General features: G+C 60.9%; 22 protein-coding genes and 1 other RNA gene. 16 read left to right on the forward strand and 7 right to left on the reverse strand.

Annotated features, from left to right (window positions below; translation table 11 throughout):
- From Q6L55_10750 to aroF, 7 genes are all read left to right on the forward strand, one after another.
- On the forward strand, positions 1 to 402 hold a 402-nt coding region (locus Q6L55_10750), incomplete at its 5' end, for a pyridoxal-phosphate dependent enzyme (protein ID MEN9259188.1).
- Between the two features lie 30 nt (positions 403 to 432).
- Positions 433 to 2,052 carry a CTP synthase gene (locus Q6L55_10755; protein MEN9259189.1) on the forward strand — a complete coding sequence of 540 codons (1,620 nt, stop codon included), beginning with the start codon at positions 433 to 435 and terminating at the stop codon, positions 2,050 to 2,052.
- A 54-nt stretch (positions 2,053 to 2,106) separates the two neighbouring features.
- Positions 2,107 to 2,697: a sigma-70 family RNA polymerase sigma factor gene (locus Q6L55_10760; GenBank protein MEN9259190.1), complete on the forward strand. Its 591-nt coding sequence runs from the start codon at positions 2,107 to 2,109 to the stop codon at positions 2,695 to 2,697.
- A complete protein-coding gene (locus Q6L55_10765; protein MEN9259191.1) occupies positions 2,694 to 2,975 on the forward strand; it encodes a hypothetical protein in 282 nt (93 codons plus the stop codon). The genes Q6L55_10760 and Q6L55_10765 overlap by 4 nt, the downstream gene beginning before the upstream one ends.
- 52 nt (positions 2,976 to 3,027) lie before the next feature.
- Positions 3,028 to 3,306 carry a 30S ribosomal protein S15 gene (gene rpsO, locus Q6L55_10770; protein MEN9259192.1) on the forward strand — a complete coding sequence of 93 codons (279 nt, stop codon included), beginning with the start codon at positions 3,028 to 3,030 and terminating at the stop codon, positions 3,304 to 3,306.
- Position 3,307: 1 nt separating this feature from the next.
- Positions 3,308 to 3,715, forward strand: a complete 408-nt coding sequence (locus Q6L55_10775) for a PAM68 family protein (protein ID MEN9259193.1) — start codon at positions 3,308 to 3,310, stop codon at positions 3,713 to 3,715.
- 55 nt (positions 3,716 to 3,770) lie between these two features.
- Positions 3,771 to 4,829 carry a 3-deoxy-7-phosphoheptulonate synthase gene (gene aroF / locus Q6L55_10780; protein ID MEN9259194.1) on the forward strand — a complete coding sequence of 353 codons (1,059 nt, stop codon included), beginning with the start codon at positions 3,771 to 3,773 and terminating at the stop codon, positions 4,827 to 4,829.
- On the opposite strand, the gene Q6L55_10785 is transcribed toward aroF, so the two are convergent.
- Positions 4,826 to 5,332, reverse strand: a complete 507-nt coding sequence (locus Q6L55_10785; protein MEN9259195.1) for a DUF1269 domain-containing protein — start codon at positions 5,330 to 5,332, stop codon at positions 4,826 to 4,828. The genes aroF and Q6L55_10785 overlap by 4 nt on opposite strands.
- Before the next feature lie 16 nt (positions 5,333 to 5,348).
- An RNA gene (rnpB, locus tag Q6L55_10790) (RNase P RNA component class A) lies at positions 5,349 to 5,699 on the reverse strand.
- A 106-nt stretch (positions 5,700 to 5,805) separates the two neighbouring features.
- Here rnpB and Q6L55_10795 point away from each other — a divergent pair.
- Both Q6L55_10795 and Q6L55_10800 read left to right on the forward strand, forming a co-directional pair.
- Positions 5,806 to 6,786, forward strand: coding sequence for a 30S ribosomal protein S1 (locus tag Q6L55_10795; protein MEN9259196.1), 981 nt, complete (start codon positions 5,806 to 5,808; stop codon positions 6,784 to 6,786).
- Positions 6,787 to 6,793: 7 nt separating this feature from the next.
- Positions 6,794 to 7,558, forward strand: a complete 765-nt coding sequence (locus Q6L55_10800) for an ABC transporter permease (protein MEN9259197.1) — start codon at positions 6,794 to 6,796, stop codon at positions 7,556 to 7,558.
- A 27-nt stretch (positions 7,559 to 7,585) separates the two neighbouring features.
- On the opposite strand, the gene Q6L55_10805 is transcribed toward Q6L55_10800, so the two are convergent.
- On the reverse strand, positions 7,586 to 8,122 hold the full coding sequence (locus Q6L55_10805) for a hypothetical protein (GenBank protein ID MEN9259198.1): 537 nt from the start codon (positions 8,120 to 8,122) through the stop codon (positions 7,586 to 7,588).
- Entirely contained in the window at positions 8,115 to 9,587 is a 1,473-nt protein-coding gene (gatA, locus tag Q6L55_10810; protein ID MEN9259199.1) for an Asp-tRNA(Asn)/Glu-tRNA(Gln) amidotransferase subunit GatA, read from the reverse strand. Before gatA ends, Q6L55_10805 begins: the two co-directional genes overlap by 8 nt.
- Positions 9,588 to 9,709: 122 nt before the next feature.
- Here gatA and Q6L55_10815 point away from each other — a divergent pair, with 122 nt between their 5' ends.
- The 7 genes from Q6L55_10815 (at position 9,710) to dapF (ending at position 14,761) form a co-directional block, all read left to right on the forward strand.
- A complete protein-coding gene (locus Q6L55_10815; GenBank protein MEN9259200.1) occupies positions 9,710 to 10,561 on the forward strand; it encodes a hypothetical protein in 852 nt (283 codons plus the stop codon).
- The gene (locus Q6L55_10820; protein ID MEN9259201.1) at positions 10,525 to 11,247 is read left to right on the forward strand and encodes a hypothetical protein; all 723 of its coding nucleotides are present in this window, start codon (positions 10,525 to 10,527) and stop codon (positions 11,245 to 11,247) included. Before Q6L55_10815 ends, Q6L55_10820 begins: the two co-directional genes overlap by 37 nt.
- A gap of 26 nt (positions 11,248 to 11,273) precedes the next feature.
- A complete protein-coding gene (locus Q6L55_10825) occupies positions 11,274 to 11,498 on the forward strand; it encodes a Calvin cycle protein CP12 (protein MEN9259202.1) in 225 nt (74 codons plus the stop codon).
- Positions 11,499 to 11,507: 9 nt separating this feature from the next.
- The gene (locus Q6L55_10830; GenBank protein ID MEN9259203.1) at positions 11,508 to 12,290 is read left to right on the forward strand and encodes a phosphodiesterase; all 783 of its coding nucleotides are present in this window, start codon (positions 11,508 to 11,510) and stop codon (positions 12,288 to 12,290) included.
- A 171-nt stretch (positions 12,291 to 12,461) separates the two neighbouring features.
- Complete coding sequence (locus Q6L55_10835; GenBank protein ID MEN9259204.1) at positions 12,462 to 12,989, forward strand: hypothetical protein; 528 nt, start codon at positions 12,462 to 12,464, stop codon at positions 12,987 to 12,989.
- 41 nt (positions 12,990 to 13,030) lie between these two features.
- On the forward strand, positions 13,031 to 13,912 hold the full coding sequence (locus Q6L55_10840; protein ID MEN9259205.1) for a PRC-barrel domain-containing protein: 882 nt from the start codon (positions 13,031 to 13,033) through the stop codon (positions 13,910 to 13,912).
- 6 nt (positions 13,913 to 13,918) lie between these two features.
- Positions 13,919 to 14,761 carry a diaminopimelate epimerase gene (gene dapF / locus Q6L55_10845; protein MEN9259206.1) on the forward strand — a complete coding sequence of 281 codons (843 nt, stop codon included), beginning with the start codon at positions 13,919 to 13,921 and terminating at the stop codon, positions 14,759 to 14,761.
- Position 14,762: 1 nt separating this feature from the next.
- On the opposite strand, the gene Q6L55_10850 is transcribed toward dapF, so the two are convergent.
- The 3 genes from Q6L55_10850 to Q6L55_10860 are packed head-to-tail and all read right to left on the reverse strand — an operon-like array spanning position 14,763 to position 16,791.
- Entirely contained in the window at positions 14,763 to 15,326 is a 564-nt protein-coding gene (locus Q6L55_10850) for a type II CAAX endopeptidase family protein (protein MEN9259207.1), read from the reverse strand.
- Entirely contained in the window at positions 15,323 to 16,357 is a 1,035-nt protein-coding gene (locus Q6L55_10855) for a DUF3326 domain-containing protein (protein MEN9259208.1), read from the reverse strand. The genes Q6L55_10850 and Q6L55_10855 overlap by 4 nt, the downstream gene beginning before the upstream one ends.
- A complete protein-coding gene (locus Q6L55_10860; protein MEN9259209.1) occupies positions 16,357 to 16,791 on the reverse strand; it encodes an FHA domain-containing protein in 435 nt (144 codons plus the stop codon). The genes Q6L55_10855 and Q6L55_10860 overlap by 1 nt, the downstream gene beginning before the upstream one ends.
- Positions 16,792 to 16,812 lie beyond the last annotated feature (21 nt).

The following is a 16,812-nucleotide window of genomic DNA, read 5'->3' on the forward strand; positions in this document are numbered from 1 at the left end:
GTGGTGGCCGACCCCTACGGCAGTGCCTACTACAGCTATGTCAAAACCGGGGAACTGAAAACTGAAGGTAGCTCCATCACCGAGGGCATCGGCAACTCCCGCATCACCGCCAACCTAGAACAGGTGCCCATGGATGACGCCCTCCGCATTGACGACCTCACCTGTGTGAAGATGGTCTATCACCTGTTGCACAAAGAGGGGCTTTTTCTGGGCAGCTCTAGCGGGATCAATGTGGCGGCGGCGGTGCAATTGGCCCGGCAGTTGGGACCTGGGCAGGTGATCGTCACGGTGTTGTGCGATGGGGGGGCGCGTTACCAATCCCGTCTGTTCAACCGCCGCTGGTTACAGCAAAAAGGACTCTGGCCTGGGGCGGACGAATCACCCCCGGAGCTTGACCTATAATAGGGGACGATTTGGACAGGGGTTTGGGCGGTGGTGGTCAGCAACGGCGAGTCCCCGACCCGGTATGTGTTTGTCACAGGGGGGGTTGTTTCCAGCATTGGCAAGGGCATCGTGGCTGCCAGTTTGGGACGCCTGCTCAAATCCCGGGGCTACCAGGTGGCCATTTTGAAGCTGGACCCCTATATCAACGTGGACGCCGGCACGATGGATCCCTTTCAGCACGGGGAGGTGTTTGTCACTGCCGATGGGGCGGAAACGGACCTGGACCTGGGACACTACGAGCGCTTCACCGATACCCCTGTGTCCCGCCTGAACAATGTGACCACCGGCTCGATTTACCAGGCGGTGTGCAATCGGGAGCGGCGAGGGGACTATGGCGGGGCCACGGTGCAGGTCATTCCCCACATCACCAATGAAATCAAGGACCGGATTCGCCGAGTCGTCGCCGACAGTCAGCCGGATGTGCTGATTACGGAAATCGGCGGTACGGTGGGGGACATCGAATCCCTGCCTTTTCTGGAGGCTATCCGCCAGTTCCGCAATGAGGTGGGCCGCGACCGGGTGGTGTATATGCATGTCACCCTAGTGCCCTGGATTGCCGCCGCCGGGGAAATGAAAACCAAACCCACCCAGCATTCGGTCAAGGAATTGCGCTCGATCGGGATTCAGCCGGATTTGCTGGTTTGTCGTTGTGAGCGGCCCCTATCGCCGGAAATCAAAGCCAAGGTGGCCAACTTTTGCGACGTACCGGTGGATGGGGTGATTACCTCCCAGGACGCCCGCAGCATCTACGAGGTGCCCTTGATTTTGGAGCAGGAGGGGTTGGCGACCCAGGTGTTGCGGTTGTTGGCCTTGCCCGACCGGCCCCCGGATTTGGCCCCCTGGCGGATGCTAGTGGACCGGCTGTACCACCCCCAATCCCAGGTGGAAATCGCCCTGGTGGGGAAATACGTGCAACTCAACGACGCCTACCTGTCGGTGGTGGAGGCCCTGCGCCACGCCGGGATTCATCTGGAGACGGAGGTGAAATTGCGCTGGGTGAGCGCAGAGGATGTGGAGCGGGACGGGGCGGCCCATCACTTAGAGGGGGTACAGGGGTTGGTGGTTCCCGGCGGGTTTGGCATCCGCGGGGTCGAAGGGAAAATTGCGGCGATTCATTACGCCCGGGAGCGGGGGATTCCCTTTTTGGGGCTATGTCTGGGCATGCAGTGCGCGGTGGTGGAATGGGCCAGGCATGTTGCCGGTTTGACGGGCGCCCACAGTGCGGAATTTGACCCGGCGACCCCCCATCCGGTGATTCATCTGCTGCCGGAGCAAAAAGATGTGGTGGATTTGGGGGGCACCATGCGCTTAGGGCTGTATCCCTGCCGGTTGCAACCCGATAGCTTGGCCGCCCGCCTGTATGGGGAAACGGTGATCTACGAGCGCCACCGCCATCGCTACGAGTTCAACAACGCCTACCGCGGTTTGTTTCTCGAGAGTGGCTATCGCATCAGCGGCACCTCTCCCGATGGCCGGCTGGTAGAAATGATCGAGCTGCCGTCCCATCCCTTTTTTATTGCCGTGCAGTTTCACCCGGAGTTTTCCTCGCGCCCCAGTCAGGCCCATCCCCTGTTCCGGGGGTTGGTGCAGGCTGCTTTGGCCCACTGAACCCGTCCCCTGCCGGAAACGTCTATACCAGAGGTATCCAGCTAGGGTGGCCCCATGTTTACCGCCGCTGAGCACAACCCTTTGTATCCCCAGGCTGAGGGGCCGGGTGCGCTGGACTGGGCGCTGGTGCAGCGGTGCCAACAGGGGGACCCGGAGGGCTTTCGTTGGCTATATCGCCGGTTTCACCCCCGGGTGCGAGGAACCCTCTACCGGTTGTGTGGCGGGGAAGCCCTGGATGACCTGACCCAGGAGGTTTTTATGCGGGTGTGGCGGGGGCTACCTCGGTTGCGCCAAGCGACCCTGTTCAATACCTGGCTGTACCGGATTACCTTGAACGTGGCCCAGGACTACCGCCGGCAATGCGCCCACCAACGCACCCAACTGCAAACCCTGACCCAAACCGCCCCCGACCGCATCCCCGCCCCTGACCTGTTGGATTTACACTACGAGGAACTGGTGCGCCAGGGCCTAGCGGCCTTGAGTTTTGACCAGCGCACGGTGTTGGTCTTGCACGATTTGGAAGCCCTATCCCAAAAAGAAATTAGTGAAATCCTGCGGATTCCGGTGGGGACGGTCAAATCCCGTCTCTTTCACGCCCGGGCTGCCCTGCGTCGCTATTTGCAAACCCAAGGAGTCAGTCTATGAATCAAGACCCGCTGGTGGACTTTCTCCGGCGCTATGCCCCCCCTATCCCGCCTGCCCATCCGGCCCTGGAATCCCGGATTTTGACCGCCCTCAGCCGCCCCCAACCTCGGCCCGTCTGGTGCTGGTTTCCTTCGCTTCTGGTGGTGGTGGTCCTGTCGTTGGGGCTAGGGATGGCCTCGGCCCACCTGATCCGACCCGACCCCGCCCAGATAGCTGAACTGGAGGCCTGGGTCGAAGCCCAATGGTCCTCCAGCGACGACTGGCTGACCTTGCCATGACATCAGCAAACGTGTTAGGGTAAATTACTGCGACTTTTGATGCACGACCCCCATGAGTTTGTTGCAGGAGCAGAAACAGCAGATCATTAACGAGTACCAGGTGCACGCCACCGACACGGGATCGCCGGAGGTCCAGATTGCCCTGTTGAGCGCCCGGATCGAAAAGCTTAGTGAGCACCTGCGCACCCACAAGAAGGATTACGCGTCGCAACGGGGGTTGATGAAGCTCATCGGTCAGCGGCGGCAACTGCTTCTGTACTTGCGCAAGCATCACCGCGACCGTTACGAGAGCCTGGTACAGAAGTTAGGCATTCGGGGGCTGCGCACCTAGTATGGCCAAAAGATCCCGGCGTTCGGTCAAACCGGAGACCCCAGCGCCCAAGAAGCGGGGGTGGCAACAGATTGAGGAACCGGGGATGCCCAAGGTGGTCAGCGACCGGATGCTCCGGCGCATGGCTATTTTTTGCGGCACCCCCACGGCTTTGGGGCTGATGGCCTTTCCCACCAGTTACTGGCTATTGCAACAGGGCGTCAAGGTGCCGGTGCCGGTGGTGGTGCTGGTGACCCTGGGGCTGTTTGGGTTGGGGATGGTGGGCCTAAGCTATGGGATTTTATCGGCCTCCTGGGATGCGGACCGGGTGGGCCATTGGCTAGGCTGGCAGGAATTTCGCACCAACTGGGGGCGGCTGCGGGAGGGCTGGGCCCATCTTAAAGCTAAACGTAACAATTCGGTTTCCTAACTCCGCCGGTTCGCTACAATACAAAAGCTGTGTAGTGCGTTGGTGACCCCCGCCTATGATCATCGTGATGCAACCCGGCGCCCCCGAGGAGGAAATTGAACGGATTAGCGACGAACTGCGCACCTGGGGACTGAATCCCGAAAAAATTGTGGGCCAGTATAAGGTGGTGATTGGGCTGGTGGGGGAAACGGCGCAGCTGCAGCCGGAGCGGATTCAGGAACTCAGCCCCTGGATCGAGGACGTGGTGCGGGTGGAGCAGCCCTTTAAGCGGGCCAGCCGGGAGTATCGCCACGGGCAACCGAGTGAAATTACCGTCGCAACGCCCAACGGCCCGGTGGTCTTTGGGGAAACCCAGCCGGTGGTGGTCGTGGCCGGTCCCTGCTCGGTGGAGAACGAGGAGATGATCATTGAAACGGCGCTGCGGGTGAAGGCGGCGGGCGCCCAAATGTTACGGGGGGGAGCCTATAAACCCCGGACGTCTCCCTATGCGTTCCAGGGGCATGGCGAAAGTGCGCTGGAGTTGTTGGCGGCGGCGCGGGCGGCCTCGGGATTGGGGGTGATTACGGAGGTCATGGATGCTGCCGATATTGAAAAAGTGGCTCAGGTGGCGGATGTGTTGCAGGTGGGCGCCCGGAATATGCAGAACTTTTCCCTGCTGAAGAAAATCGGGGCGCAGGAGAAGCCGGTGTTGCTCAAGCGGGGCATGTCGGCCACGATTGAGGAGTGGCTGATGGCTGCCGAATACATCCTGGCGGCGGGCAACCCCAAGGTGATCCTGTGCGAACGGGGAATTCGCACCTTTGACCACCGCTACACCCGCAACACGTTGGACCTGGCGGCGATCCCAGTCCTGCGGCGGCTGACCCATTTGCCCATCATGATTGACCCCAGCCACGGCACCGGCAAGTCGGAGTACGTCCCGGCGATGGCCATGGCAGCGGTAGCGGCGGGGGCCGATGCCCTGATGATTGAGGTTCACCCCAACCCTTCCAAAGCTCTCTCCGATGGTCCCCAGTCCCTGACGCCGGAGCGCTTTGACCGGCTGATGCGGGAAGAGTTGGCAGTGATTGGTCAAGCAGTGGGTCGTTGGCCAAAGGTGCCGGTGGCGGTTTAGGTTGACGGACGTTGGGGAAGCAGCCCCCGGTTAGTCAATACCTCCTGCAGTTCGGTTTCCTGGTCTTTGGTCAAGGAGGTGCGTAGGACGCGACCGCCATAGGGGGCAATTTCGGCTATCAACCGGTCGGGGTTAAATTTCCGCACCAGAATAAACAGGGCAGAGGTACCGGGGCGGAGGGTTTCCCCTAATTCCTGCATAAACTTATCGTGGACGCCAATATCAGTGAGTGCCCCACCGAGCGCTCCTGCCGCCGCACCGATGGCCGCCCCCTCCCAGGGCATGAGCAACAGGGCACCGATGAGCAACCCCCAAAAACCACCACTGACAGCCCCCATCCCTGTTAAGTTAAAGGCCTGGCTCAACCGTATATTTCCCTTTGGGTCCTTGATCACCACTGCTGCGTCCTCCAGTTCCACTAAATGTTCCCTGCGCAACAGGGTCAACCGTACCTCCTCTGCCCGGTACAGGTCGTCGTAGGCAATGGCAATCAGTTCACTCATGGGGGCGTTTCCAAAACTTGGGGAGCAGGCCGTAAGCCGGGTTCTGTTCGAGGGCGATTATCTCTCTGGGATGACGGTTACCCGCCACCTCTAGCGGTTCCTGCAAACGGGACGGGAAAAAGACCAACCCTTGTCCCTCCACCTTGCTCTCAACCGGGGTTTACCGAGCCAGCACCTCACGGTACTGCTGGTGTGCTCTTACCACACCTTTGCACCCTTGCCTGTGAGGTTTCCCTCCATCGGCGGTATGTTTCTGTGGCACTGTCCTCACGCTCACGCGTACTGGGCGTTACCCAGCGGTTTGGTCTTTCGAGAGCCCGGACTTTCCTCAGATGCCGTAGCATCCGCAATCGCCACACCTACTCCCCTTGTCTCCTATTGTAACCGGCGGTTTGGCAAGCTTGCTGAGACTGGGATATAATGATTGTCTGTCTCTATCGCGTTATCACGACGGGTTAGGAGGTTACGTTCGCTTGGGGAACAAGAAAAAGACAGGGGTAGGGTTTACCCACGAGGACTTTGCCGCGCTGCTGGACCGCTACGATTACCGGTTTAGCCCCGGGGATATCGTCCAGGGGACGGTTTTTGCCCTGGAGCCGAAGGGGGCGCTGATCGATATCGGGGCCAAAACCGCGGCTTTTTTACCCTTGCAGGAAATGTCCATCAATCGGGTTGATAGCCCGGAGGAAGTCTTGCGCCCGGACGAAACGCGGGAGTTTTTTATCCTGTCGGATGAGAACGAAGAGGGGCAGTTGACTCTCTCGATCCGCCGGATTGAGTATATGCGCTCCTGGGAGCGGGTGCGGCAGTTGCAGCGGGAAGATGCGACGGTGCGGGCTACCGTGTTTGCCATCAATCGGGGGGGCGCACTGGTGCGGATCGAGGGGCTGCGTGGCTTTATCCCGGGGTCCCACATCAGTACGCGCCATGCCAAAGAGGATTTGATGGGGCAGGAGCTGCCCTTGAAGTTTTTAGAGGTGGACGAGGAACGCAACCGGCTGGTGCTGAGTCACCGGCGCGCCCTGGTGGAACGGCAGATGAATAAGCTGGAAATCGGGGAGGTGGTGACCGGGACGGTACGGGGCATCAAGCCCTACGGTGCGTTTATTGATATTGGTGGGGTCAGTGGCCTGTTGCATATTTCCGAAATCTCCCACGAGCATATTGAGACGCCCCATAATGTGTTTGCGGTGGGGGATGAGCTGAAGGTCATGATTATTGACCTGGACGCGGAACGGGGCCGGATTTCCCTTTCCACCAAGCAGTTGGAGCCGGAACCGGGGGATATGGTGCGCAACCGGGCGCTGGTGTTTGAGCGGGCGGAGGAGATGGCCCAGCGCTGGCGCGAAAAGCAGGCAGCGAAGTTGGCGGGCTTGCCGGAGGAGGGGCAGACCCCAGAGGCGGTACCGGCGGCAACGGCGGAGGAGGACCTGGAACCGGCGGCGGCTGTTTAGTAGCTCCATGCTGGCGCAAATCTGGCAGGATAGCCTGACGGTGTTCTGGGGAGAGTGGCTCGACCTGCGGGTGCGACTACCCCAAGTTTTTGCTTCGGGATTGGTATCGCCAATGATCTATATCCTGGCGTTTGGGTTCGGGGTGGGCAGTTCCCTGACCAGGCCGCCCCTGGGGAATTCCTACCTGGAGTTTATCCTACCGGGGATGGTGGCCCTGTCTTCGATGATCATCAGTTTTGCGGGCACGACGTTTTCCATCTGCGGCGACCGTTTGTTTAACAAAACCTTTGAGGAGTTGTTGCTGGCACCGGTGCATCCTTTAGGGGTCTACCTGGGCAAGGTGATGGCCGGGGTGGTGCGGGGTATGCTCACGGCGGCAGCGATTATTCTCATCAGCATTGCCTTTACCGGCCGGTGGTGGGGATTTTTGCACCCCCTGTTTTTGGGGATGGTGTTGCTCAATAGCCTGGTGTTTGCCGGTTTGGGGGTGATTGTGGGGTTGAGCGTGGCCTCCCTGGAGACGGTGGGGCTGTACAACAATTTTTTGATTGTGCCTATGTCATTTTTGGGGGGCACGTTTTTTGACCCGGCGACGGTGCCGCCCCTGTTGAAGCTGATCGTGTATGTAATTCCCTTGACCTACGCCAGTATCGGTTTGCGGGCCAGTGCCCTAGGGGGAGAATTTCCCTGGTATGCGCCTTTGGTGTTGCTGGGGGTGGCCGGTGTGTTGGCCGCCATCGGGGCCTACCAGTTCGCCCATCAGCAGGATTGATGCGGGGGTGGTTTCGTTCGGTCTCGTTTACCTGCCGGTGTGCCGGGGTTTGGTGACCCGCAGAAATTGGGAATCGCTGATGCGGGGACGGCCATCGAGCCAAACGACGGTGTAACTGCGCTCCTCCTCCTGGGTGTCGCCATTGGGATAGAAGTAGGTGTTGCGCCCAACCAATTCCAGCCGATCCGGGGTTTGGCTGACCAGGCGCAGGTCATAGACGGTTACCTGGGTGAACTGGGCAAAAAAAGCGGGGTCGAATTGGGCCTGCATCGCCGGGGTATAGGTTGCTGTGGCTGCTGCCCAATCTTTCGCCGACAGCGCCTGGTAGAGGTTTTGGATCAGGGCAATCGCCGCCTGTTCCCGGTCATTAGCCACGGCTATCCCCGGAACACCGCGCCCTTGACCGCCGTGGGGGTTGGGGGTGGGTGCCGGTGCTGGGGGAGAAACCTGCTGCTGATTAGAAGGCGTCGGGGGTTCCTGCCCGAGGAAAAAACGGGCAACTCCAACCGCCAGGATGGTCCCCAGTAGGCCACTGACCAGGGCAATCGTCCAACCTTTAGCCATCCCGTACCAGTGGGGGAACCTGCCGGTGCCAAGGCGTGCTTTGTTCGTAGGCATGGGCAATCTGCAAAAGGCGGGTCTCCTGCAGCACCGGTCCGATGATTTGTAGCCCAATGGGTAACCCCTCCGCCGAGAAGCCACAGGGGACGCTGATGGCCGGTAGCCCCGCCAGATTCACCGGAATGGTCATCAAATCCGTCAGGTACATACTCAGGGGGTCCTGGCTCTTGCTGCCGATGGGAAAGGCCACCACAGGGGCCGTGGGGGACAACAGGGCTTGCACCTGGGTAAACGCCCGATCAAAATCCCGCCGGATCAAGGTGCGCACCTTCTGGGCCTGCAGGTAATAGGCATCGTAATACCCCCGCGACAGGGTGTAGGTCCCCAACATAATCCGCCGCTTGACCTCCGAACCAAAGCCCTGACCTCGGGTTTGTTGGTACATCGTTACCACATCCTCTGCCGCCACCCGCAGCCCGTACTTCACCCCGTCGTAACGGGCTAGATTGGCCGAGGCCTCCGCCGGCGCCAGGATGTAATAGGCGGCCAAGCCCCTGGCAAACATGGGACAGGAAATAGGAACCACCTGCGCCCCCAATTGTTCCAACTGGACCACTGCTGCCTCAAAAGCCTGGCGCACTTGCGGGTCCACCCCCTCTCCTAGGGTTTCCTGGATGACCCCCAGGGTGACCCCCGCCAGGGGCCGATCCGCCGGTAAGGCCCTCAAGGCCTGAACATAGTCCGGGACAGGGGCAGGAATGCTGGTGCTGTCTTTCGGATCATGCCCAGCGATCACCCCCAGCAGGATGGCCGCATCCATTACCGTGGGTGCCAGGGGGCCAATTTGGTCCAGGGACGAGGCGTAGGCCACCAAGCCATAGCGGGAGACCCGGCCGTAGGTGGGTTTGAGACCGACCACCCCGCAGAAGGAAGCGGGCAGACGGATGGACCCCCCCGTATCGGACCCGAAAGCGGCTACACATTCCTGGGCGGCCACCACTGCCCCTGACCCCCCCGACGACCCCCCCGGCACCCGCGTCACGTCCCAGGGGTTGGCGGTGACCTGATAGGCGGAATGCTCCGTGGAACTACCCATGGCGAATTCGTCCAGGTTGGTTTTGCCCAGCATCACCGCCCCAGCCTGCAACAGGCGGTCCACTACCGTGGCGTTGTAAGGGGGGATATAACCCGCCAGGATACGGGAAGCACAAGTTGTCGGGATGCCTTGGGTACACAGGTTATCCTTCAGGGCGATGGGAATTCCCATGAGCCATCCCAGGTCCTCCCCCCGGGCGCGACGGGCATCCATTTCCCGGGCCTGGGTCAAGGCTATATCGGCGGTGACGGTGAGATAGCCCCTAATGTGGGGGTCCCGCTGCTCGATGCGCCGGAGATATTCTTCCACTAGGGCCACGCTGGTGAGCTCGCCCTGGCGCAACCGGGTTTGCCACTGCTGAATCAAGGACATGGTTGTACCCCAAGACCGATTTTTACTTTATCACCCGCCCTGGCCGCGCCGGTGTCCTCCATTTGCCAAAGCGCCGCTCTATCACCTATGGTGGTCTATGGCTTCGTGGTGGGGAGGAGACAATGGCTGTACGTGTGGGCAGTCCGGCACATCGGGATTTGTTTTGTCGCAGTTTATTGGAAACACACCGTACCTATGACCCAGCCCAATTCCCCTGGCCGGATTTAGACCCAAAGACCCTGGCGTTTTTGCGGGGGATTCCCTTCTGGCAGGAGGCCCTAGCGACGGAGAAACGGGCGGGGGAAATGGCCCGGGCCTTTGCCGCCGAAATTGATGACCCCCTGGTGCGGGAAGCGGTGGCTTTACAGGCGGAGGAGGAAGCCCGGCATGGACGTTTGCTGGCCTGCCTGGTGCAACACTACCAGATTCCGGTGGAGGTGGATCCCCCCTATAGGCCGCCTGCCAACTTGAAACAGGCCTTTATTGACTTTGGCTACAGCGAGTGTTTGGATTCGTTTTTCGCCTTTGGTTTTTTCCGCATTGCCCAGCAGTCGGGCTTTTTCCCGGAATCGTTGTTTACCCTATTTGACCCCATTATTGATGAAGAGGCCCGCCATATTGTGTTTTTCGTCAATTGGATGGCCTACCAGCAAGCCCGTACAGGCCGGGGATTTTTCCTGTATCGGGGCCTGAACACCCTGTGGAATTACGGCAAGGCTCTGGGCCATTTGGTGGGGGCGGTGCGGGGCGCAGATACGAGCGGTGCGGGGTTTACGGCTACCGGCGCCCTGGTGTTTGCCCCAGATTTGACGCTGCGCCGCTTTTTGCAGACCTGTCTTCAGGAAAATGCCCGGCGGATGCAGGCCTTTGACCCGGAATTGCTGCAACCGCGCCTGATGCCCCGCCTATCCCGCCTAGTCTTGAGCCTACTCCACCTATGGCCCCAGAAACGCCCCCAGGTCTCACCGGCCTAGTGCTACTGGCGGTGCAAGGGGTGGAATACCGGGCGGTACGGCGCGGGGTGACCTCCCCTTGGTCGGTCCTACCGGTGCCCTTGGGGGTTGCTGACCTGGCCGCCTGGTGGGAAATCTATCAACCCCGGTTGGCGGGACGGCCGGCGGTGCTCCTGGGGTTGGCGGGGGGGTTGCAACCGGAGTGGGGGGTAGGATCGGGTGTCATCTATCGGGGATGTACGGCGGGGGATACGGGCGCCACCAGCCAGTGTGACCCGGAAGTCACCCAGTGGTTGACCCAGCGCTTGGGGTTGCCCTTGGTGCAGGGGTTGACCCTTCCCCAGGTGGTGACTCAACCTCGGGATAAACAGGCCCTGGGCAAACGCTTTGGCTGTGCGGTGGTGGATATGGAAAGCTATGGTCTGCTGGCCTATCTACCGCGGCTGGGGGTGGTGCGGGTGGTGAGTGATACCTGGGACCAGGCTTTACCAGACCTGAATCGCGCCATCCTTCCCGAGCGGGGCCGATTACATCCCCTGCGCCTGGGACAGGTCCTGCTGCAACAACCCTTAGCCTCCTGGAGGTTGATACACCATAGCGCCCAGGCGTTGCACCGATTGACGACCATCGCCCGGCGACTGACGAGCAATGCTGAAAAAAACTACAATAAAACAGGTACTACGCCCGTATCCGAGATACAAACGTAGGTAGTCAACTCATTGGTAGGACGGTTATGAGCGATTTACAAGCCCAAATTCAAGCGGAACTGGAACAGGCGCGGGCCATTTGCCAGGAGAAAGGGATTCATTCGCCGGAGTGCGCGGTGGCCTACGATACGGTGGAGGAGTTGCAGGCGGAAGCGGCTCACCAGCGGCAAGCGCAACCCCCGAAAACCTCCTTTGAGCAGTACTGTGACGCCAACCCGGATGCCGCCGAGTGCCGGGTCTACGACGACTAAAAGCCAACCGTGGGGCCGCCGGTGCGGGTAGTGCAATTGACCGATACCCACCTTTTTGCCGACCCGCAACAGACCCTTTTGGGTTGTAATACGTGGGCGACGTTGAAGGCGGTGGTGGCGGCGGTTGTGGACTATGCGCCCGACCTGGTTCTACTGACCGGGGATTTGTCCCAGGATGGGAGTCCTGCCTCCTACCGGCAACTGGTTGCAGCCCTCCGTCCCCTGGGCTGTCCTCTTTATTGGCTGGCGGGTAACCATGACGCCCGCGACACCCTGGCGGCAGTTGTGACGGGAGACCGCTGGCGACCGGAGAAGCGCTTTACATGGGGTGGTTGGTATTTTGTGCTGCTGGACTCCACGGTACCGGGAGAGGTGGGGGGTTACTTGCAGGGGGCGGAGATGGCGGAATTGGCCCGGGAACTGGCGCAACAAACGGCCCCAACGCTGATTGCGTTGCACCATCCCCTGTTCCCGGTGGGGTCCCCCTGGTTGGACGGGAGTCGGGTGGCCAATCCTGAGGTGTTTTGGTCGGTGGTGGATGCCCATCCCCAGGTGCGGGTGGTGATTTGCGGCCATGTCCACCAAGAACAGACCTGGCAGCGGCGGGGGGTGACCTACTACAGTACCCCTTCCACCTGTTTGCAATTTGCCCCCGGGGCGGCTACCTTTACGGTGGACTCTGCCTTGCCGGGTTTCCGGTGGTTGGAACTCTGGCCCGACGGTCAATGCCGCAGTGGCGTGGTGCGGGTCCCCTGTCCAGTGACAGTTGAGCAGGGAGCGGGTGGTTATTAGTCAGGGACCACCATTTTCCAGGGGACGCCTAGGTGTGATAACCTAAAACAAGGTAGTTGTTTGGCCCACAGCAACGTACCCATCCATCGTAAAAGTTTGTCACAATTTGGTCTGCCGATTGGGCCTCGATGGCCACTGCTGCTGTAACTTTTTCCCAATAGGAGGTGCTCCATGACTGTGCGCATTTATGTCGGGAATTTGCCCGAGGATACCAAGAAGGAGGAACTGTTGGAGACGGTGTTCCGTGATGTGACCGCTATCCAGTCCCTGAAGTTGATGACCAACCGCAAGACCCAGAAATGCCGAGGTTTTGGTTTCCTGACGGTCAAGACGGAAGCGGAGGCGGATGAGCTGGTCAACCGGTTTAACGGTCAGACCTTTCGGGACCAGGTGATCAAGGTGGAAAAGGCGTTGCCCCGCACCAAGGAGAAGGAAAAGGATAAGGAAACGCCGCCGGTGGCAGCAGCGGAGACGGCACAAAAGGTGGAAAAGCCGGTTAAAGGTAGTGGGGTTGAGCGTCCCACACCCCGGCGGGAGGCTACTCATCGCCACCAGCAGCGGCCCGGCCAGCGGCGCAAAGTGGGGTCACCGGCGGCTGTGGACGGCGATGCGGATATTCCCGAACCTGATCCCCGTTGGGCGGATGCGCTGCGGCAACTGCGGGAGCGGCTGGCCCAACAGGAAATCCAGCTAAAATAGAAAAACAGCGTTTGGCGGATCGGTTGAGCCACCCCGTTCCTATGAAAGCGACAACGCAGGTTTGTTTTCGTTCGGCTTTGATTGATTCTCAGGTGATTACCCGCAACCGGGGGCGACGGCTGGGGGTGGTCAGCCAAGTCTGGTGTGATGTGGACGCCTGGCAGGTGGTGGCCTTGGATATTAAAGAGTCCCTGGTGAGTAACTATTTACCGGGCGAGCCGACCGCTTCCCTGCGCTGGGAGCATGTGCGTCAGGTGGGGGATGTGGTGCTGGTGGAGGATGACCAGGTCTTGGAGGAGTTGGATTTGTCCCCCTACACCCGCCTGGTGGGCATCGAAGTCATTACGGAGACGGGGGAGTTCCTGGGCAAGGTGCGGGATTTTGAGTTTGACCTGGCAGAGGGGCGGATTTCCCATCTGGTGATCGATGCCCTGGGGGTGCCGCGGATTCCCGCCCGCTTGGTCAGCACCTACGAGCTGTCCGTTGAGGAAGTCGTCAGCGTGGGGGCGGACAAGTTGATTGTGTTTGAGGGGGCAGAGGAACGACTCCGGCAACTGACGCGGGGGTGGCTGGAATCGATTGGCGTGGGCAAACCCCCTTGGGAACGGGAGGGGGACCCGAACTACTTACCGACGCCGGTGAGTGTGGAAAACCGCTTGGGCAGTGGTGCACCGACTGAGACGGAGCGCCGGCGGGTCACCAGGCAGGAAGAGACCTGGCGTGAACCGGAGGAGGCGCCGGCACCCCGTTCTGTACGCAAACCCAAGCGCCGGGTAGAAACGGCCTATGCGGAGCCCGTGGAGGAACCGGAGCCGGTTATGGATGAAGACGTGACGGCGGATGTGTGGGCGGAACCGGAACCCTATCAACCCCCTATCAACATCCCGCAGCGGCAGCCGGAGTATGAGGAGGAGACGAACTAGTTGGCGGTGCCGTTTTGGAAATACCACGCCCTAGGGAATGATTATCTGGTGCTGGACCCGGACCAGGGGGGTGGGGACCTGACGGCTTGGCACATTCAACGGTTGTGTCACCGGCACTTGGGAATTGGGGCAGACGGGATTTTGCTAGGGCCGCTACCGGCGCCCGAGGCGGATTTCGGGGTGCGGATTTTCAACCCGGACGGTTCGGAGGCGGAAAAAAGCGGCAATGGGTTGCGCATTTTTGCTCGCTACCTGTGGGACCGGGGGCAGGTGGGGGAAACGCCCTTTCAGGTGCAAACGCTGGGGGGACGGGTGGAAATGCAGGTCCAGCGCCAGGGCCGTCAAGTCCGGGTGGAGATGGGGCAGGTGTCCTTTCAGAGCCGCTTGATCCCTGTGGCCGGCTCCGACCGGGAGGTGATTCAGGAATCCATCACGGTGCTGGACCGGACGTTTACGTTTACGGCGGCGACGATTGGCAATCCCCACTGTGTCATTGTGGTGCCGGAGACCCATCCTGACCTGGCAAAAACCTACGGCCCCGCCCTGGAAAATCACCCCTTTTTTCCCCAACGCACCAATGTGCAGTTTGTCCAGGTGTTGTCCCGGCAGCGGTTGCGGTTGGAGATTTGGGAGCGGGGGGCGGGGTACACCCTGGCGTCTGGGAGTAGCAGCAGTGCGGCGGCAGCGGTGGCCCACCGGCTGGGTTTGTGTGATGCCGAAGTGACGGTGGACATGCCAGGGGGAGAACTACAGATTGCTCTCACGCCGGATTTGCAGGTGACCCTGACGGGACCGGTGCAGGGGATTGCCCAAGGGACCTTGGCCCCGGATGTATTTGCCGATACCTGACCTAGCGCCGGTGTTCCCATTTCCACAGGACCGCCGATAGTCCGTTGGTCACGGCGTGGGCTACGACGGACACCAGCAGATTCTCCCGCCACAAAACCGTGCTCCCCAGGGCCAGGCCAATGAGGGTGGCCCAGAGGCCGTAGGGCCATTGTCGCCAGCTGCCCATGTGCAAGATGCCAAAACAGGTGCTGCTGACCAGTAAAGCCAGCCAGGGGGGGGTGAGGGCTGCTAGGATCACGCCACGAAACAGTAGCTCCTCGCTCAAGGCCGGCAGTAGGGCTAACCATAGCAGGTCGGGCCAGACCAGGGGAGTCAGCACCAGGGCCATATAATCCTCGCTGCACGCCCGGTAACTCGGCCACAGCCGGTAGATCACCCGACTCAAACCGGTAATGCTCAACCCCAGCGCCACGCCCCACCCCACATCCGGTACATGCCAGCGCAGGGGGAATTGGGCTAGGGGGTCAAAAAACTGCCACAGGCGCGCTACCAGCAACAAGCCTGCCGCCGTCAGGCCCATGGCCACCAGAATTTCCCAGCGGGTTAAACGGGGGGTGCTGGTCATGGACTATATCTCCGGCCACACCAGCGCCAGTCCACACCCGCTTTGTGGGCCGCCAACACCCCCACAGCCTCCAGGTAGGAATCAACCTTGACGGCGGGGATACCGAGCGCTTCTGGAGTAACAGCCATGCGGGAGGTGTTTTCCGTTACAGCAATCACCAACTTGCCCTGGGCGGCCCAATGGATGACAGCGGCACCCCCACAGGCTGTGGCTGGCACCACCACCGCATCCACCGCTTCGGTCCACACACTGCCCATCACTCGCTGGGAAACGTAACCGGGAGCGCGGCTCAGCCCCACCAGCACCGACGGCAAAAAGGTGTAGCCCAGTTCCTCCGCCGCCGCCCGGGGATTGACCGTGGCGTCTAGGGGCAAGGGACGCAAGGCCGGCGCATGGGCACAGGGCAACTGGAAGGTCTGCACCACCAGGTGACTGATCACCGCCTCGGCGCCCGCCAAGGGGTCCACGCCCTGTCCCTGCCGGTAATCCTGCACCAGATCGGCATCGGCGTCCGGGAAGCGGGCCACCACCGCCACAGCCGTCACCTGGTCACGTTCCTTCAAGACGCCCACCGCCCGCAATAAACTCTCCGGTTGGGCTAGAGTTCCCCAGGTGGCGCCGGAGGTTGTCCTGGCCAAGGACACCCCCAGGGGCTGGTCGGTCCGCACCCACCCAACAATGGGCAATCCCAAGGTCGCCTGGGCCGCTTGCACAGCTTGCTGGTGTCGCAGTTGCAGATCCGGTTCCATGCCCCCGTCGATCACCACGCCAATGCGTTGTTGGTGGACCGGCTGCAGCCCCCACACCCCGGCGGCCAATTGATCCAGGGCGTACCCCTCCACATACCAGACCCGATCGCTGGGCCAGTACAACATCGCCCCGTTCAGTACATTCGGATGGGTGATGAGGTAATCCACCACCTGGGTCAGGGCGCGTACCACCGGCAGGGCATCGCCCGCATATCCCCCCACTGCCGCCCCAATGCCGGTCGGAATGATCAGTGCTGCGATGTAGGGCCGGGAACCCACCATTAAAACATCTGGGTTTCTTCCGTGTTGACCGTTGCCGATTTAATACTGCGAAAGTCAATGGTCTCGGTGTGCTTTTGGAATTCCTCGTCCGTCATATAAACGATGGAATAACGGGCCTCCACGTCCCCAAAGCTAATCCGGTCCCCGTCTTGCAGTTCCCCCGAGGTCCATTGCCGGTCGTTCACCCGGGTTCCATTGGCACTGCGGTTGCCCTGGGCATCCCCGTCCATCAACCGGTAACGATAGCCCTTGGTCTGGGGATTGGGCACCCGCAACAGGATGGCATGACGCCGGGATACGGTTTTCGACTTCACGACAATGGCATTGCTCGGGTCGCGCCCTAGGGAGTAGGTGGCTGCCTCCAGGGCAATGGCCCGGGTGCCGTCATCATCGTGGATGATTAACAAATGCCGCTCGCGGGGCGTGTCGCTCATAGGGCACCTAAGTCCGTCGCC

Origin of the sequence: Gloeomargarita sp. SRBZ-1_bins_9, assembly GCA_039794565.1 — a bacterium.
Lineage (GTDB): Bacteria > Cyanobacteriota > Cyanobacteriia > Gloeomargaritales > Gloeomargaritaceae > Gloeomargarita.

Coding starts and splice junctions, on each gene's coding strand:
- Q6L55_10815 (MEN9259200.1), top strand. CDS start 9,710: ATGGCTGTACGTGTGGGCAGTCCGGCACATCGGGATTTGTTTTGTCGC.
- Q6L55_10800 (MEN9259197.1), top strand. CDS start 6,794: ATGCTGGCGCAAATCTGGCAGGATAGCCTGACGGTGTTCTGGGGAGAG.
- Q6L55_10760 (MEN9259190.1), top strand. CDS start 2,107: ATGTTTACCGCCGCTGAGCACAACCCTTTGTATCCCCAGGCTGAGGGG.
- Q6L55_10860 (MEN9259209.1), bottom strand. CDS start 16,791: ATGAGCGACACGCCCCGCGAGCGGCATTTGTTAATCATCCACGATGAT.
- rpsO (MEN9259192.1), top strand. CDS start 3,028: ATGAGTTTGTTGCAGGAGCAGAAACAGCAGATCATTAACGAGTACCAG.
- Q6L55_10850 (MEN9259207.1), bottom strand. CDS start 15,326: ATGACCAGCACCCCCCGTTTAACCCGCTGGGAAATTCTGGTGGCCATG.
- aroF (MEN9259194.1), top strand. CDS start 3,771: ATGATCATCGTGATGCAACCCGGCGCCCCCGAGGAGGAAATTGAACGG.
- Q6L55_10785 (MEN9259195.1), bottom strand. CDS start 5,332: ATGAGTGAACTGATTGCCATTGCCTACGACGACCTGTACCGGGCAGAG.
- gatA (MEN9259199.1), bottom strand. CDS start 9,587: ATGTCCTTGATTCAGCAGTGGCAAACCCGGTTGCGCCAGGGCGAGCTC.
- Q6L55_10765 (MEN9259191.1), top strand. CDS start 2,694: ATGAATCAAGACCCGCTGGTGGACTTTCTCCGGCGCTATGCCCCCCCT.
- Q6L55_10825 (MEN9259202.1), top strand. CDS start 11,274: ATGAGCGATTTACAAGCCCAAATTCAAGCGGAACTGGAACAGGCGCGG.
- Q6L55_10775 (MEN9259193.1), top strand. CDS start 3,308: ATGGCCAAAAGATCCCGGCGTTCGGTCAAACCGGAGACCCCAGCGCCC.
- Q6L55_10835 (MEN9259204.1), top strand. CDS start 12,462: ATGACTGTGCGCATTTATGTCGGGAATTTGCCCGAGGATACCAAGAAG.
- Q6L55_10805 (MEN9259198.1), bottom strand. CDS start 8,122: ATGGCTAAAGGTTGGACGATTGCCCTGGTCAGTGGCCTACTGGGGACC.
- Q6L55_10820 (MEN9259201.1), top strand. CDS start 10,525: ATGGCCCCAGAAACGCCCCCAGGTCTCACCGGCCTAGTGCTACTGGCG.
- Q6L55_10840 (MEN9259205.1), top strand. CDS start 13,031: ATGAAAGCGACAACGCAGGTTTGTTTTCGTTCGGCTTTGATTGATTCT.
- Q6L55_10855 (MEN9259208.1), bottom strand. CDS start 16,357: ATGGTGGGTTCCCGGCCCTACATCGCAGCACTGATCATTCCGACCGGC.